This window comes from Micromonospora sp. NPDC005173, from assembly GCF_040608515.1.
In the GTDB taxonomy this organism is placed as follows: Bacteria; Actinomycetota; Actinomycetes; order Mycobacteriales; family Micromonosporaceae; genus Micromonospora.
In genome coordinates, this window is record NZ_JBEXIK010000046.1 from 34,983 (window position 1) to 51,551 (window position 16,569).

Genomic DNA, 16,569 nt, shown 5'->3' on the forward strand with positions numbered 1-16,569 from the left:
CGTAGTCAGATGATCTTGCAGAGACTAATGGAGTCCAGTGCTGTCCGGTTACGTCCGAGCCAATCCGGCCGCGTCCCCGCAGGTCCGGCTACACATTAACTGACCGCAGGTAGAACGTCACCGCCCCGACCGGCAGCGCCGACTCAGTGCGCCGACTGGAGCGAGTACGAGGACATCCTCGTGACCTTGTTCAACGAGGTGTCTGTCCCGTGTCCCGGCGCGGTCCAGACGCCGGGTGACAACGGCGTGGATCTTCACCTCGCCGGCCCTGGTGCAACGCCTGGTCAGGTAGTGCATCTGCTGCCTGCCGGATTGGGCAAGACATCCATATTTGCGCAGCTTGTGGCCCAAGCACAGGGCTTTTCCGCCTCGGCCCGGACGCTGACGGGCGCCGGCGTGAAAGCCGATGCCAGGAAAACGCGCGATCGGGGCCCACCAGCGCGCGAATCATCCCCTACTGACGGTTTGTCGTGTTGATGTAGCTGACTCCGTTCTTGTAGAAGCCGTCCACGGCGCGTTGCACCTGCGCCGCGCTTACTGCCTTGCCGTCCACCGCGTAGATCCAGTTGACCTGCATGTTCCAGGTTCGTTGGCCGGCGAAGGGCAGGTCGATCAGCCAGGTGTTGAGGTGGATGCGCATGGGTTCGCGGGGGAAGGTCTTGCCGCCGCTGCTGAAGACCGGTTTGCCGTCGACGGAGTACGTGACCGTACCGTCGACCGCGGTGATCATCAGGGTGTGCCACCCGGCGAGGCTTCGATTCAGGGCGCGTGTGGTGCGGTCCCCCTGTGCGGCGCTACGCCAGCTGGTGGTGTCGAGCTTGGGACCGGGGGCGCCCCAGCCGCCGTTGGGCTGGTACTCAAAGTCGAGTTCGTTGTAGCGCTCTGAGGTCGACTCCGGCGAGATCGTGCAGAAGGATTCGATGACGTGGTCGCCGTTGCGACCGTCGGCGGGTTTGTCGGTGAAGTGGATCCGTGCGGCGATGGTGCCGGTGAGGAAGGTGTTGTCGACGCCGATCAGCTCGGCTTGCCGGGTGCCTTGCCGGGTGCCGTCGGTGGTGACCTGCAACTGAAGTACTTGCCCGCCTTGCGCTTTTCGGTTGGCGGGGAAGCTGATGGCGTCCGCTGACCAGGTGCTGTCGATACCGGGCCCGCCGCCGTCGGTGCGGGCCTGCCAACCGTTGGCGGTCACCGCCGGATCGGCGACGTCGGTGTAGTGGAAGTTGTCGAAGAGAGTTCCGGTCGGCGCGTTCGAGGGCCGTGGAGAGGCTGCCGGTGGAGCACCATCGGGTTCCTCTCCCCAGAGGAGAACACCGTCGACATAGCCGGTCACGCGGGTCGAGGGCGCGTAGCTGGAGAGCGCCGGATCGAACGAGCGGTCGTCGGCCTGATCCAGGTTCTTGCGGTCGAGGCGGTACAGCTGCAGCCCGATGCCCTGGCTGGTCTGGCCAGGTGCCAGGGTGCCGGCCGCGGAGGTGAAGCCGACCCGCAGGTAGTGGGTGGCGGTGGTGGCCGGTTGCGGCATCGCGCTGACGACCTGGGTGACGCTCGAGCAGCGGAGGGCCGTCTGCAGGCAATTGGCCGCGTATCCGGCACCGCCGTCGTCGCTGAAGTAGTACCGGAGCGTCACTTTGTGCAGTTCCACCGGCTGGTCTGATGTGTTGACCACTTCCAGCCACGGCCGCCCGACCGGAGTAGTGGCCGGGGTGTCCGTCCGGTACCGCACGGTCAGCGGTGAACTTCCGTCAGCGGTCCGGGCAGCGTTCGTCGTCCGCCACACGCCGTAGAGCGCAACCCCGGCGCCGAGGACCACCACCATGACCGTGAGCAGGCCGCGCCAACGGTGGGAGGAACGGGAACGCGACCGGCTCATACGTGCTCCTTGACGACTCGACGCCCGGCCGGGAAGTGCCGGCAGGGGGCGTCTAGGCAAACGCGCGTCATCCTACCGACGCCGGCCTGTGTCGTGATCCCGCAAGACGGAAGACATGCCCGGCCGGCGTCGTGGGCGGTCCCTCCGCTGCGGATCAGCCAAACGGGCAGCTGAACTGGCCCGGAAGGAGGCTCATCGAGTTGATCACGTCGGCTATGTTTCTCCTGCTCCACGTCGCGACAGCTGGCGTGGGCAATGATCATCGAGCGGGGAACTCGTGTCACACAACATGATGGGCGAAGCGGGGCTTGAGAAGACCGCATTCCTGCAAGGTCTCCGCTGGAGACACCACGGCACTCCGAAGCCCAGCGGGCCGACGCTGCACGACATCGTCGCCATCGTCCCGGCGCGCAACGAGGAAGTCGGGATCCTCACCTCCCTGAACTCCCTGGCCCGGCAGACCTGGCGCCCCGACCGGATCGTCGTGGTCGTCAACAACTCCACCGACCAGACGGAACACTTCGCCCGGCAGTTCGCCGCCGATCCGCGCACGCCGCGCACCGACGTCCTGCTGATGCGCGAGAACGAGTACAAGAAGGCCGGTGCCCTCAACTACGGCATCGCCTGGTTGAGCCAGCGGGTCGGCGGGCGGCTGGACCCGGTCCAGCACGTCCTGGTGATGGACGCCGACACGGAACTGCACCACAAGTTCATCGAACGGGCCCGTAAGGTGATCACCGCGGACCCCGAGATCGGCGGCGTCAGCGCCGTCTGTCTGGGCCGCACCGGGCTGTGGCGCAACCCCTGGCAGAGGTTCCTGCTGGGCATGCAGATCATCGAGTACGGCCGCGCCGCCAACGCCCGTTTCCAGACCGACGTGCACACCATGTCGGGCGCCGGATCCTTCTACCGGGGCGTGGCCCTGCAGTCGGTCATCGACAAGCGCGGCGCGGTGTTCTGGGAGGACCACCGCAACCTCGTCGAGGACTACGAGACGACGCTGACGCTCAAGGAATGCGGCTGGAAGGTGACCGCGAACCAGCTGTGCATCGCCTACACCGACCTCATGCCCACGCTGCGTGAGCTGCTGCAACAGCGCCAGCGGTGGGTTCGTGGCACGGTGGACGCCCTGCGCGCCCGTGGCTGGACCAAGTTCACCTGGCACTCGATCGCGTCGATGATCCTCGGGCTTCTCGGCGTCGTGTACCTCATCGGCTGGGGGGCCACCCAACTGGCCACCGCCGTCGCGAACGGCTTCGCGCAACAGCCCATCTTCTGGGTGCTGTTCGCGTTCTGGGTCATCTACCCCGCGGTGTTGGTACGCAACCTCGGCTGGAAGGCGATGCTGGTCGAGGCCCTGCTCATTCCCGAACTGGTCTACACGGTCGTACGCATGTACTGGCTGCTGTCATCCCTCCTCAAGTCCTATTTCACGCCCGTGTCGACATGGAAGTAAGGCAGCGCCACACGTGAACTCCCTCAAAGGCTTCGGAATCTGTTTCCTCCTGGCGGCGACCCTGGTCGCCATGCGCGAACTCGCACAGGTCGAATACGCCCTCCTCGTCCTGACGGTCATCCTCATCTCCGGCTCCGTCGGCATCTACGTGGCGTCGCGTCAGCGGTACCGTAGGGACCGCCGCATCGCCGGCGACTGAGCCGTCGCTGAGCACGCGCCGCCTCAACCGAGCGCTCCAGCTCCGGTGACGACACTCGGTCTGCTGACCCTCGTGTCCGTCGAGTCCGGCGGCCCGTCCTGCCCCCACTCGCAGAACGAGACCACGTCGCGGGTCGACGACATCGCCGACTGGATCAACCAGACCACCGGCACCAGCAATGCGGTGACCAAGCCACGCGGCAACAGCCGCTGAGACGTCCCAACAGAAGCGGTCACAGGTACGTCACGCGGTGTCCGGGCTTCCGAATGCCCGGACACCGCCACTGCGTGCTCCGCTCCCCGGCGTCGGCCGCCAGATACGGACTCACTCGCGGCCTGACCCTGCAGGTCATGGTGGTCGCTGAGGTTGTCCGCGGTCCGCGGGAAGTGGCCCATTGGCATCCGCCACCCTTTGGTGCCCGTAGACCTTGCGGCGTACATGCTCGTCGTTTCCAAATCTTGTCCACCACGCGTCAACTACGACATGAGTCGCTAGCCTCCCGGCCCTTCCCCGCAGCGGGGGGCGGTCTTACTTTTGGTATGTGACGGTGCGTCGGCGGGCGCTGCCCCTGTGGCTGATCGCCGTGTTGATGTTTGCAGTTGCCGGTTGCGGGACCGGCACGTCACCCAAACCCGAGCCGGTTGAGGAGCGCCTCAGCGAGATCGCCGCCGAGACCGAACGGCCGGTCTACTACCTCGGCCCGCGGTTCCGTGATTGGCCGCTGACCGAGGTGGGCGCGGACGACACCGGCCGGGTCGACGCGATCTACGGGACATGTCTCGCGGTCGTTGACGGGTGTTCGCCCCCGCTCGACGTCATCAATCAGCCACTCGATTCCTCAGCGTGGAGTATGGCTGTCGGTTGCAGGCGCCTGCCGCCGGTCCGTGGCGTCCCAGCCGCACATTTCGGCGGTGCGCTCGTCCTGCTCACCGGTGACTCGCTGGTCACCGTCGCCGTCACCGGTGATGACACGGCGACCGCCGTCGCCGTGGCGGAGCAGTTGCGTGAGGTAGGTGCGGAGCTTTCCCGTGCGGCGCTTCCGCCGCCGGACACCGTTGCCCTGCAGGTCATCGAAGCTGCCTGCGGGAAGAACCCGGGTGACACCGGTCGCATGGAACCCGACGAGGGACCGGAACCGGTCGGGGAAATGCAGGTGCCTGACTTCACCGTGGGCCGGCTCGGTGGCGGTGACCTCCGTTGGGCGGCGTACCTCGGCAAGCCCGCGGTGGTCGTGGTCGGTGACGTGCCGCACGTGCTCACAGGGATTCAGCGCGTCCTTGCGCTGACCACCAGTCCCCGGCCGGCCGTCATTGGCCTGGTATGGAAGCCGTTCGGGTCCAAAGACGCCCCGGCACCAATCGCGGAGATCGAGCAGGAGGCCGGCCAGGTTACCGTTCCAGTCGGTTATGCCGCGATCCCTCGGCCGGCAGTCTGGTTCTTCGACATGGCAGAGGTCGACGCGGCGCAGTCAGGCGTGATCGCGTTCGTCAACGTCGACGGCGCCGTCATCCGCCAGGTCCGAACGGACGCGCCCGACGACGCCCTCGCCGTCGCTCTAGACAGGCTCGCACGCTGACCGGCATGCCTCTGCCCATCGCGCGAGGGTTGCAAGCCTGCCTTGCTGTAGAGGCCCTGCGAAACACCGTTTAGGAATGAGCTGGCGCTCGTCGGCCCGCTGCGGACGGTGGCTGGGCAAAGACGGGCATTGACGAAAGCCCACGCTAAGGTCATTCCGCAAATGTTCCGGATCTTGGGTGGGGTCGCTAGTCGGCTGAGGTGCCGGTCCACCCCCGCGGCAAACCCTCGACTAGCGTGTCCCGTGCCAAAACTCGTCGCGCACGGTGTGAGCTGCTGATTCGTTGCCAGGGCGCAGAATGGCGTGCGTGCTTGTCCGGCTGTTGTACCTGAGTGCGGTGCGGGTGTTCGGCTGGTTGCCGAAGGCCACGCGGAGCGAGTCCGCGATGGTCGCCGAGCTGCTGGTGCTGCGCCACGAGGTGGCGATGTTGCGGCGCCAGGTCGGTCGGCCGCGGCTGTCGTGGCCGGAACGAGCGGTGCTGTCCGCGCTGGTCCGCGCTCTACCGCGGGAACTATGGAAGCACCGGATCGTCACCCCGGCCACCCTGCTGGCCTGGCACCGCCGGCTGGTCCGGCGACACTGGACCTACCCGAACCGGCCCGGACGACCACCGATCAGCGACGACATCCGTGACCTGATCCTGCGCCTGGCCAGGGAGAACCCCGGCTGGGGACACCGACGCATCCAAGGCGAACTCATCGGGCTCGGCCACCGCGTCGGCGCCGGCACCATCCGCCGCATCCTCGCCCGATCGAGGACCGGCCCTGCCCCACGCGAGATCGACACCAGTTGGCGAACGTTCCTGCGCGCGCAGGCGTCCGGGCTGCTGGCCACCGACTTCTTCCACATCGACACCATCACGCTGCGACGCCTGTACGTGCTGTTCGTCATGGAGATCACGACCCGGCGGGTCCACATCCTCGGTGTCACCGCCCACCCGACCGCCGCCTGGACAACCCAGCAAGCCCGCAACCTGGTAATGGACCTCGGCGAACGCACGACACGGTTCCGGTTTCTGATCCGCGACCGCGACGCCAAGTTCACCGCGCCGTTCGACGCCGTGTTCGCCGCCGAAGGCATCGACGTGGTGAAGACTGCGCCACGCACCCCCAGGGCGAACGCGTTCGCGGAACGCTTCGTGGGCAGCGTCAGAGCGGAGTGCACCGACCGGGTCCTGATCTACAACGAACAGCACGCCCGCACGGTGGTACGCGACTACGAGGACCACTTCGACCGGCACCGGCCGCACCAGAGCCTGGATCAGCATCCACCCGACTACGACCCCGGCGTGGTCGTCGCGATCGACAAGCCGATCCGGCGGCGCCGCGTCCTGGGCGGCGTGATCAACGAGTATCACCGAGCCGCTTGATCCACCCGACAAATACCCAGCTCACAGCCTGAACACAGTTTTGGCACGGTACACGTCCTTCTACTACGTGACGAACTGGCGAACATGGCTTGGGCGGTGGACAAGACTGTCCAGAGCCCCAGCGGCCGCCCGCTGGACCTGCACGAGGAGGACGCGACCAAGCGGGCAGGACAACAAACCCCGGGTGCCGACAGCCTTCGGCGATACCTGCTGCAGACGCTGGTACCCCGCAACTGGATTCCCCTGCTGCCCAGGTTTGACCGCGACGGCGCCGGCAGCGTAACAGCGCGCTGGCTGGCGCGGGGCGCAATGCGTGAACCAGCCAGCGGCGCCGCAATCGCACCGCGAGGGAGGTTCCTCGAACCTGGTACGCCTTTGGATATCTACGACGAGGAGGTCCCCCGGGCCGGGGTGGGGCTGACCCGGGGGTGGACACTGGGCCGGTCCGCGGACGGCCAAACGCACCTTTGGCGGGCCCGCCGCAAGGGCCCGGGTCGCGGCGAAGGCTCCAGCGGCATACGGTTTGACACCACCACCAGCGCGTAGGCGCTCGCCGTCCCGGTCCCCGCTCGGCGCGAGGGGTGTGGGGCGACGGCTGCGCGGCCGGGCGACGGCAACGTGGTTGAGTTGCCCCATGCCGATCCCGCCGTACGTAAAGCCGATCCTGCGATCGGGGAGGGATCCCAACCCATTCGACCGGGCGGCTGAGCCGCGCCCGCTGCGTGTGCTGCTTGACCGGCCGCTATGGCCGGCGACGCGGACGGCGAAGGAAGGTTCGCCGGCTACCCGTTTTTGCCCGGTGGTTCCACCAGGTTCCCGGACGCCGAGGCTGTTTTACGTTCGTACGCGCATCACGAGGTGGTCGCGTTGCTGTTCGTCACCGACGGCCCGGACGCGGTCGAGGGTGTGGTGCTGGAGGAGCCCGACCCGGAGCGCGACGAGATGTGCTTCACGGTGCATAACACGACGTGGACAGGGATCGACGGCTACCGCCAGTGCGTCGACGAAGCGCAGATGCTGGCCGCCCAACATGGGCGTCCGGTCTCGGTGTAACGGCCCTTAGCGAGCGTGTGCGCCAGGCCGGGCGCAACGTTCGGGTTGGCGGCGAAGTCGAAGCCGTCGGGCGGTAGTCAGCTGCAACGGCCGTTTCCGCGACGAGTTCCTCACCTGCGAGCAGTTCGACACTCTCCTCGAGGTCCAGGTACTCGCCGAGGTCTGGCGCATCGAGTACATCAGTCCGATCCGGGCGCCGTCATTGGCAGCTCGTGTGGGCGTAGGCGGGGACCGTGGCGCATCGCGTCGCGGCGAGCGGGCTCTCCGGCTGCCGAACCGGGGGCCGGGAGCCGGACCTGGCCCGACCCCCGGCCGAGAGGGTCCGTGCCCCTTGGTGCCAACCCGGGTTCACAAGACCACCGCTCGCCGCCTACCCGAACGTGCACCTAGTTCACTGGGTCAGCCGGAGGTTGAGTGGAGCTAGTGCCCGTGATCTCATCGGGGCGCCAACTCAGGAGTGACATGCCCCGACGAATGACCTACCGCCAAATCGCGGACGACATCGCCGCCCGCATCGCCACCGGCGAGTACCCACCCGAGTCCAAGATTCCTTCCTATAGCGAGCTGTCACAGCTCTACAGCGTTTCCGTTGCAACCGTGCAGCGTGCACTTCTGGTGCTGCACGCCAAAGGCGTCGTATATGGAGAGCCTGGTCGGGGCGTCTACGTCAAGGGGCATGACGACTCGTGAAGTAGGGCGAAACAGGAGACGTGGACGTTACGCCGACTGCGTGGAGCTGAACCTGTTGGACGCTCGTGGGAGCGCACCAAGTCCGGTAGTACCAGCGTTCGTCTATGGAGTCGTGCAGGTAGGGGGGTTATGCGAACCGTCTTCATGTTGCGCCATTTGCACGAACCGGCACCCGGCTTGTCCGGGTGCTTAAGACGCCGCTAAGCCCGGCGTCATCGTGGCACGTTCCTCACCCGCGCACTGAAAGCCCCTCTCCGGCCGCTGCCTGGCGGACGGGCGGGCCGCCAGGACGACGCCCCCAGCGGCATTAGCCCAGGATCGGCGCTCGACGCGTCCACGATCGAGCCCTTCGCGGTCGCCGAGACGGACGCCGCCCCCTTCGAGGCGGTTATCGCCGCCTTTCACCGGGTCGCGGAGGAGATCTTCGCCGACCGCCTCGACCTGGTTCGCCTGCGTCAGTCCATCATCGAGGGCAGCCCAGAACTGCAGGAGCGCGAGCTGCGCAAGACGGGCTCGCTGGCGGCGGCGGTCGCCGCCGCCCTGCGTACCAAGGGCGTCGGCGAGACCACGGCCACCCTGGCCACCGAGTCGGGCGTCATGGTTTGCCGGGTGGCGTTCGCCCGCTGGGTCGCGCCCGGCAGCGACGCCTCCCTCACCGACCTGATCGCCGAGGTGGCCGCCGAGCTGCGCGCGGTCACGTCAGCCCCAGAACTACACCCGGATCTCGGTCAGTACTGAGCGGTGCAGTACCGGTGGGCCGCTGGTGGGCCGTAGAACCTCACCCTCCCCGACGGGCAGACCGTGAAGTCGGCAGGCGTCCCATCCGGCGAACTTTTGGCCAGGCAGCGGGCGAGCGGTGCGCCGTCCGTCACCGTCACCTCCGCGCTGGCCCCGACCACGCCGGCCGTGTCATTGCCATCACCGAGTGGCTATGCCGCGATAGCGAATATCCGGACTGGCGCGGCGCGCCGGAAGAGGACGCTTCGTCCCTCGAAGCGACTGGCTGCCCGCCCTTGACGGAAGCCAGCGCCCGGACCCGCGCGGACCGCCATGGACCCGGAAGGCGCATCACTCCCAGATCTGGTTTCGGCTCTCTCGCGCTTCTTCGGCGTTCGTTGACAGCACCGCGCCGGGGTCGACAAGACGCAGGCCGACGCCGCGCACCGCCTGGATCCGCAGCGGGCAGTCCAATTCGTCGAGCTTGCGGCGGAGTCGCTTCACCACCGACCACACGTCGCCCCGGCCGCCGAGGTGGTCGTTGCCCCAGACCGCGCGGTGCAGCGACTCGAAGGTGCAGGTGCAGCCGAGTTGTGCCAGCAGAAGGTACCGAAGCAGGTCGTGCTCGAGGGGCGACAGGGGTACGGTGCGCCCGGACCAGGTTGCCACCCGCCTGTCCGAGTCGACATCCGGGACGACATCAGCCGTTCCTATGAGGGCTCGCGGGAGCGGCTCGACGACGCGTGGATGGACTGACGAGGCTTCGGCGGGCGGGGCGCTGTCGACAAGTAGCGACAGGAGCTCCTCCGGCGACGAGACCAGCAGCACCGGAGCATGGCCGGTCAACAGCGACGCCAGGCGCACTCTCTCCGCCGTCGAGGAGGCGATCGCGATGATCACGGCCGCGCCGTCGGCTCCCGGTGGACGTTCCATCCGGACGTCCTCGATGGACTTCTCTCCCCGAGCGAGAGTCATCTTTCTCCTGACCTGTGGCCTACTGCGTTCCGCCTGCGTCGCCGGCCCGATATGGAACAGGAGCAGACGCTGGTAGGACCGGAACGACCCCCCAAAGCCCTCTGGGCGCCGTGCGGGTCACGCCGGCTACCCGAAAGAACACTATGAACTATGTGAATGGACGATCAAGTACAGCACGCGAGCAACTTGTCACTAACAGTCGACGAGATTGACGGTTATCGTCAGGGCCATGACGAAGTTGGGCAGAAATTGCCCATCGGTTCCGGGTGGGGTGTAGGGGCTCATTACGCTGGTGTGGCGTTGACCAGCAGCGACACGGCAGGCCGTCGGAACAGTGACCTCGCCGATCTGATCAGGCGACTCGCCGACGAGGAACCCCTCCTGGCGCTACACCGTCGGGTCTTAGAGGCCGATGCCCGTGACCCAGCCGGAGTCGGTGATGCCCATGGCGTGACAGGATCCATCCTGAGTCGGTCGGGAGCAGCGACGTGAGAGCCACGAGGTGGTCGTCTGCCGTCCACAGCACCGCCCGGTGGCTGGGGTCGAGAACACTCTCCTTGATCGGCGGTCAGCCGAGCGGCGAACCGTCGAAGGAGTAACTGAAGTCGTAGAGCTTCCTGCCGCCGCCGACTCGGCTGAGGGCGGCGGCGTGCCGGGCCTCCTGGTGGTCGACGTACGACACGACCCGGCCGACCGCGGGTCGACCTTGCGCCCGGGGGGCGGGCTTGGGCGCGGCAAGGCCGGCAACTCCGCCCTCGTAGGCCACGACCGGGTCGAGTGCCATCTGCACCACGTAGGTCTCGGTTGGCTGTGGGCTGGCACTCGCGGTGCTGGTCCCCGGCACGATGGTGAGTCCCATGGGCGCTACGCCCAGCGCAACCGGCGCGGTTGTCCGCTGCTGCCAGGTACTAGCGGTTTGGTCGTTCGGGCCACGTGGTCCTTCCCTGCCGGCGGGCCGCTTCCGAGCATCCAACGGCCGGAGTCGATATGTGCTGTGCGTGCAGCCTCGTGATTTACTCATCGGTCGCCCCTGTCGGAGTCATGCCATGTCGGAGAACCCGCCATCTCATGGGTTTGGGACGAGGACCCGGAAACGCCGCACGGTTATGACGCGCTGGCCATCAGTTAGCCACGAGTTGACCGGAGTGCTCCCGAGTTGCCCATGCCGCCGGGTAGACCCACCTGTGCCGCATCATCCATGTTGGTCTATAGCCCACGACCGTGGGGTGTCGTGCGCGTCCTGTCTCTGCGGCGCGCTAGTACATGGAGGTTCCGTGCACACACGAACCAGACATGCGAGACGCGCGTCAGTCGTGACAGCGGCTTTCGCGGTTCTCGCGACAGCGATGGCGAGCGCAGTACCCGCGTTCGCCGCGCCGTCGACCACAGCACTGTCAGCCAACCCGGCCGACAAGCTCACCTCGGCCGTCGAGAAGACGCTCACCACGCACGACTCGGCGGACTTCTGGGTGAAGCTGTCGGCGAAGGCCAACCTGGACGCGGCGCCGAACATCGCCGACTGGGGCAAGCGCGGCCAGTACGTCTACGACGCGCTCACCAGCACGGCCAAGACGTCCCAGGCGGACGTGATCCAGCAGCTCGAGGCGAACGGCGTCGACCACGAGAGCTTCTGGATCAGCAACCGCATCCTCGTCGAGGACGGCACGCTGGAGCTCGCCAAGGAGCTCGCCGCGCAGTCCGAGGTCAGCCAGATCACCGAGACCACGAAGTTCGACCTCGTCGAACCGGTCAAGCGCGAGAAGGCGCCGGCGAACGCCCCGGCCACGGTCGAGTGGGGCCTCGACTTCATCAACGCCCCTGAGGTCTGGGCCCAGGGCTTCACGGGCGAGGGCATCGTCGTGTCGAGCGTCGACACCGGCGTCCAGTTCGACCACCCGGCGCTCGCCGACGGTTACCGCGGTCGGCAGCCCGACGGGACGATCGTCAACGACTACAACGCGTTCGACTCCTCCGGGCGGTGCGGCGCCGGCAATCCGTGCGACGTGAACGGGCACGGCACCCACACCATGGGCACCATGATGGGCGACGACGGCGCGGGCAACCAGATCGGTGTCGCGCCCGACGCGCAGTGGATCGAGGCCAACGGCTGCGACACCTGCTCGGACGCCGACCTGCTCGAGTCCGGTGAGTGGATCACCGCGCCGACCCGCACGGACGGCACCGACCCCGACCCGGCGAAGCGGCCGCAGGTCGTCAACAACTCGTGGGGCGCGGTCGCCGCCGGGGCCATCGACGACTGGTACCAGGACATCACCGACGCGTGGGCTGCCGCCGGCATCTTCGGCGCCTGGTCGGCGGGCAACAGCGGTCCCGGTTGCCAGACGACCTCCTCGCCGGGCGCGAACACTACGAACTACTCGGCGGGCGCGGTCGACTCCTCGGGCCGCATCGCGTCCTTCTCCTCGCGCGGTCCCGGTGAGGGCGGCGGGATCAAGCCGAACATCTCGGCCCCGGGCGTGGCCGTTCGCTCCTCGGTCCCCGGTGATGGGTACGCGCTCTTCAACGGCACCTCGATGGCCGCCCCGCACCTCGCGGGCGCCGTCGCCGTACTGTGGAGCGCCGCACCGGCACTGATCGGCGACATTCCGGGCACCTGGGAATTGCTGAACCAGACCGCCCACAACGTCGACGACACCTCGTGCGGCGGCACCGCCGAGAACAACAACGTCTACGGCGAGGGCACGCTCGACCTGGCCGCGCTGATCGACGCTGCGCCGATCGGTGACATGGGCACCGTTGCCGGCACCGTCACCGAGACCGACGGCGACCCGATCAGCGGGGCGCGCGTGACGGTCGACGGCGAGCACGACCGTACCGTCACCACCGGCACGGACGGCACGTACTCCGCCCGCGTCGCCGTGGGCGACTACCAGGTCTCGGCCTCGGCGTTCGGCTACCTGCCGTCTGCCCCGACCGGCGCCACGGTCACCGTCGACGCGACCACCACGGTGGACATCGACCTCGAGGCCGCGCCACGCCACACCGTGTCCGGCACCGTCACGGACGTCGCCACGGGCAACCCGTTCGTCGGCACCACGGTGAGCATCTCCGCACCGATCGACCCGGTCACCACCGACGCCAACGGCGCGTTCGCGTTCGCCGACGTGCCCGAGGGCACCTACACCATCTCGATCGAGGGCGGCACCTGCACGAGCGCGTTCTCGGAGGAGGTCGTCGTCGACGGTGACGAGACGGTCACCGCCGAGATCGCCCGTCGGTACGACGACTTCGGGTACTTCTGCACGGTCGGCAGCGACGGGGCCGCCACGGGTGACACCCGGGTGAACCTGACCGGTGACGACGCGGCGACCACGGTCCCGCTGCCGTTCTCGTTCCCGTACTACGAGGGCGACTACACGACGGCGTACGTGACCACCAACGGCCACGTGAACTTCGCCGGGCTCTCGACCTCGCTCGGCAACGTCCAGATCCCGAACAGTTCCGTACCCAACGCGGCGATCTACGGGCTGTGGGACGACCTGTTCTTCGACGCCTCGTCGGGTCTGTACTCCGCGACCACCCAGGTCGATGGGGTCGACGCGTTCGTCCTCGAGTACCGGAACGTCACGTTCTTCTCCAACCGCGCCGAGCGGACGAACTTCTCCGTGACCCTCCTGGAGAACGGTGAGATCGAGCTCGGCTACGGGGCGAACTCGGGCGGAGCGCTCTCAGCAGGCAGCTCGGCCACGGTGGGAATCGAGAACGAGAACGGCACCATCGCCCATCAGTTCTCCTACAACACCCAGGCGATCAACGCTGGAATGTCGATCCACTACGACTCCGCGCCGCGGGGCACGGTGACCGGCACGGTGACCGACCGGAACACGGGTGCGCCGATCTCTGGCGCGACCGTGGCGGTCTCCTCCGAGGCCCAGAGCAAGACCGCGACCACTGGAGCGGACGGCACGTACTCGACGTCGGTCCTCACCGGTGACTACTCGGTCGAGGTCACGGCGCGGAACTACCAGGGTGCCACCGGCTCGGTCACGGTCACCGAGGACGGCACCGTGAGGTTCGATGCCGCGCTGGCGGCGGGCAAGGTGACCATCGCTTCGGACGGCGACACCCATGCCGAGCTGCCGATGGGCGGTTCGCACACCGAGGAGCTCACGATCACCAACGAGGGCACCGCCCCGGCGTCGGTCGAGCTGGAAGCCGGCGGCGGCGAGTTCGAGCCGGTCGCCGCGGGTGCTCTCACGGCGGTGAAGGGTGAAGCGACCGTCCCGGCGTCGGTGGCCCCGAAGGGGAAGCTGTCGGCGGGCGGCCCGTCGATGTCGCCTTCGAGCGTCAAGGGCGGGACGATGACGCCGCTGGCGGCGCCGATCCCGGCCGACGAGATCACCATCACGCACTCCGCGTCGCAGGCGATCATGACCGGCAACTCGGCGTCGTGCAACAACGGCGCCACCACCCGGAACAACTCCTACCTGCGGACGTTCACGCTGGGCGACTTCGGGCTCAACGGCCTGGACGTGTCGAGCGTGTCGTTCGGGGTGGAGGTGAACCAGGGGAGCCAGCCGCTCACGGTCAACCTCTACACGCTCGAGGGCGACCTGCGGTACGCCAACATGACGCGCATCGGCTCGGCCGACGCCACGGTTCCGGCCGGTAACGGCACTCTGGTGACGGTCCCGGTCGAGGGCGCGGTTCCGTCCGGTGGCACCCTGGTGGTCGAGGTGAGCGTCCCTGCGGATGGCTACTTCTTCATCGGCTCGAACGACGCCGGCCAGACGGCGCCGTCGTACATCGCCTCGGTGGACTGCGGCATCTCCGAACCGGCCGACACCTCGTCGATCGGCTTCCCGGGCATGCACATCGTGATGAACGTGACGGGTAGCTCGGGCGCTCCGGCGGACTGGGTGTCCTTCGACAACCCGTCCGTCTCGCTCGAGCCGGGCGAGTCGGTCACGGTGGAGGCGACCATGTCGGCCGACGTCGACCAGCCGGGCGCGTACGCCGCCGCGATCGGTGCCAGCACCAACACGCCGTACCGCGTGGCTGAGGTGCCGGTGTCGATGAACGTCACCGCCCCGAAGTCGTGGGGCAAGGTCGCCGGCACCGTCACCTCCTCGGCCACCGGCGAGCCGTTGGGTGGCGCCATCGTCCAGGTGACCGGCGGCAAGGGATACCGCCAGACGCTGGTCACCGAGGACGACGGTACGTACGCGTACTGGATCAACGCGACGGTGAACCCGCTCACGCTGGTCGTTGCGGTCCAGGGCTACGCGCCTGAAACGGCGAAGGTCACGCTCAAGGCGGGCAAGACGGTCACGGCGGACTTCTCGCTCGACCCGCTCCGGTAGCGCGTACACGGGGCGCGCCGTAGCGCGCGTCCCGTAGCGCGCGTCCTGTACGACGGCGGCCCGGTCACCATCCAGGTGGCCGGGTCGCCGTCGGGCATCGAACGGACCTGCCTACGCCGAGCGGGTCATGGCCCGCGCGGGCGCGGCCGGGTGCCGGCCCACCACCTCACCGGTCCCGGTTCCAAAGCGAGGCGCTAGCGAGGGCCGTGAGGGCTTGGCGTTCCAGAGCGGGGTGGATCTCGGCGTAGGCGAGGCGGCTGTGGTCGTCCACGGCGCAGTGGACGTAGTCGAAGCCGACGCAGTCGTGGTCCCAGCCGAGGGCCTGGTGCGGGTAGTTCCGACTCGGGCAGCACGCCGCTGGCGTAGCTGGCGTGCCACGCAGTCACCGCTGCTGCGAGCGGGAGCCGTGTTCCTGTTGGTTAAGGGATTGTGATGGCGATTTCGTTGGGGAGCGCGTCGAGGAAGATCAGTACACCGGCGATGCCGACGATCCAGCTCATTGCGGTGCGCGAGCCGCCCGCGATCTTTCGTTGCCAGCGTTCGAGGCGTTCCTGCATTCGCTCGCGCAGTAGCAACCATGCCAAGTACAAAGCGATGCCGGGCAGGATCATGATGATCACGTAGACCCCCAGCAGCAGGAGCCACTGTGCTGGTTCCAGTCCGGCGGAGGTCATGATTCCGATCGCGCCGAAGTACGGGACCGCGGTGTAGAACTCGAAGAGCCAGGTCCCCAGCCCCACCAGGACCATCGAGCGCGGGGTGGGGGTCTTGACCGGAGCCGGCTCTACGTCGGGTCGTTTCTTCGCGGGGATGAACCAGCTACCAGCGAAGAGTGCGATACCGATCCCGCCCTGGATCCACGCCCATACTGACGGGTCGATCGCAGGCAGTATCGCTCCCAGCCCCAACATCAGTAGGACGCCAAGAGCGAGGTATGCGACGGCGATCGTTCCCAGGTACAGGCCCAGTAGGAGCCCGAGGCGTCGGGGGCGTGCCAGGAGCAGGTAGACGGTCACTCCGATGAGGGCGGGGCTGAGCATGTCGAGCAGGGCCAGCCCGAACACTGCCCCCACGGTCACGATTGACACAGCCCCGGCACCTTCCTCATCGACGGTCACATTGACGTCCCATCGTGCCGGATCGCCGACTCAACCACCCCAACCTGGCGAGACATCCGAAGATCACAGCACCCATAAACATCTGAATCAGACGCCTCTTAGAGGGCGTCTGATTCACGTATTTTGTGAGTGATGTGATCTTCAGATGTCTCGCCAGGTTGGGGTGGTTTCGTCGGTGACCCGTTTGGTGAGGTTGTCGATCATCGCGATCTGGATCATGCT

At 67.5% G+C, this 16,569-nt stretch carries 13 protein-coding genes; 9 read left to right on the forward strand and 4 right to left on the reverse strand.

Going from position 1 to position 16,569, the window contains the following annotated elements; translation table 11 throughout:
- Positions 1-454: 454 nt before the first annotated feature.
- On the reverse strand, positions 455-1,870 hold the full coding sequence (locus tag ABZV00_RS31330) for a cellulose binding domain-containing protein (RefSeq protein WP_355612908.1): 1,416 nt from the start codon (positions 1,868-1,870) through the stop codon (positions 455-457).
- A gap of 277 nt (positions 1,871-2,147) precedes the next feature.
- Between ABZV00_RS31330 and ABZV00_RS31335 the strand changes: the two genes are divergently transcribed.
- From ABZV00_RS31335 to ABZV00_RS31370, 8 genes are all read left to right on the forward strand, one after another.
- A complete protein-coding gene (locus ABZV00_RS31335) occupies positions 2,148-3,326 on the forward strand; it encodes a glycosyltransferase family 2 protein (protein ID WP_355612911.1) in 1,179 nt (392 codons plus the stop codon).
- A gap of 13 nt (positions 3,327-3,339) precedes the next feature.
- Positions 3,340-3,525 (forward strand): hypothetical protein, encoded by a 186-nt coding sequence (locus ABZV00_RS31340; RefSeq protein WP_355612914.1) that lies wholly within the window; start codon positions 3,340-3,342, stop codon positions 3,523-3,525.
- 72 nt (positions 3,526-3,597) lie between these two features.
- The gene (locus ABZV00_RS31345) at positions 3,598-3,738 is read left to right on the forward strand and encodes a hypothetical protein (RefSeq protein ID WP_355612917.1); all 141 of its coding nucleotides are present in this window, start codon (positions 3,598-3,600) and stop codon (positions 3,736-3,738) included.
- A gap of 328 nt (positions 3,739-4,066) precedes the next feature.
- On the forward strand, positions 4,067-5,101 hold the full coding sequence (locus tag ABZV00_RS31350) for a hypothetical protein (RefSeq protein ID WP_355612920.1): 1,035 nt from the start codon (positions 4,067-4,069) through the stop codon (positions 5,099-5,101).
- 298 nt (positions 5,102-5,399) lie between these two features.
- Positions 5,400-6,470, forward strand: a complete 1,071-nt coding sequence (locus tag ABZV00_RS31355; protein ID WP_355612923.1) for an integrase core domain-containing protein — start codon at positions 5,400-5,402, stop codon at positions 6,468-6,470.
- Between the two features lie 744 nt (positions 6,471-7,214).
- Positions 7,215-7,523, forward strand: coding sequence for a hypothetical protein (locus ABZV00_RS31360; protein ID WP_355612926.1), 309 nt, complete (start codon positions 7,215-7,217; stop codon positions 7,521-7,523).
- Between the two features lie 462 nt (positions 7,524-7,985).
- The gene (locus ABZV00_RS31365; RefSeq protein WP_355612929.1) at positions 7,986-8,213 is read left to right on the forward strand and encodes a winged helix-turn-helix domain-containing protein; all 228 of its coding nucleotides are present in this window, start codon (positions 7,986-7,988) and stop codon (positions 8,211-8,213) included.
- A 339-nt stretch (positions 8,214-8,552) separates the two neighbouring features.
- Positions 8,553-8,951, forward strand: a complete 399-nt coding sequence (locus ABZV00_RS31370; RefSeq protein ID WP_355612947.1) for a hypothetical protein — start codon at positions 8,553-8,555, stop codon at positions 8,949-8,951.
- Between the two features lie 330 nt (positions 8,952-9,281).
- Here ABZV00_RS31370 and ABZV00_RS31375 read toward each other — a convergent pair whose 3' ends face one another.
- Together ABZV00_RS31375 and ABZV00_RS31380 are read right to left on the reverse strand one after the other, a co-directional pair.
- Positions 9,282-9,830 (reverse strand): winged helix-turn-helix domain-containing protein, encoded by a 549-nt coding sequence (locus ABZV00_RS31375; protein WP_355612932.1) that lies wholly within the window; start codon positions 9,828-9,830, stop codon positions 9,282-9,284.
- A 643-nt stretch (positions 9,831-10,473) separates the two neighbouring features.
- A complete protein-coding gene (locus ABZV00_RS31380) occupies positions 10,474-10,764 on the reverse strand; it encodes a hypothetical protein (RefSeq protein ID WP_328421514.1) in 291 nt (96 codons plus the stop codon).
- A gap of 325 nt (positions 10,765-11,089) precedes the next feature.
- Here ABZV00_RS31380 and ABZV00_RS31385 point away from each other — a divergent pair, with 325 nt between their 5' ends.
- Entirely contained in the window at positions 11,090-15,229 is a 4,140-nt protein-coding gene (locus ABZV00_RS31385; RefSeq protein WP_355612935.1) for a carboxypeptidase regulatory-like domain-containing protein, read from the forward strand.
- A gap of 419 nt (positions 15,230-15,648) precedes the next feature.
- On the opposite strand, the gene ABZV00_RS31390 is transcribed toward ABZV00_RS31385, so the two are convergent.
- Positions 15,649-16,347, reverse strand: coding sequence for a GAP family protein (locus ABZV00_RS31390; RefSeq protein ID WP_355612938.1), 699 nt, complete (start codon positions 16,345-16,347; stop codon positions 15,649-15,651).
- Between the last annotated feature and the right edge of the window lie 222 nt (positions 16,348-16,569).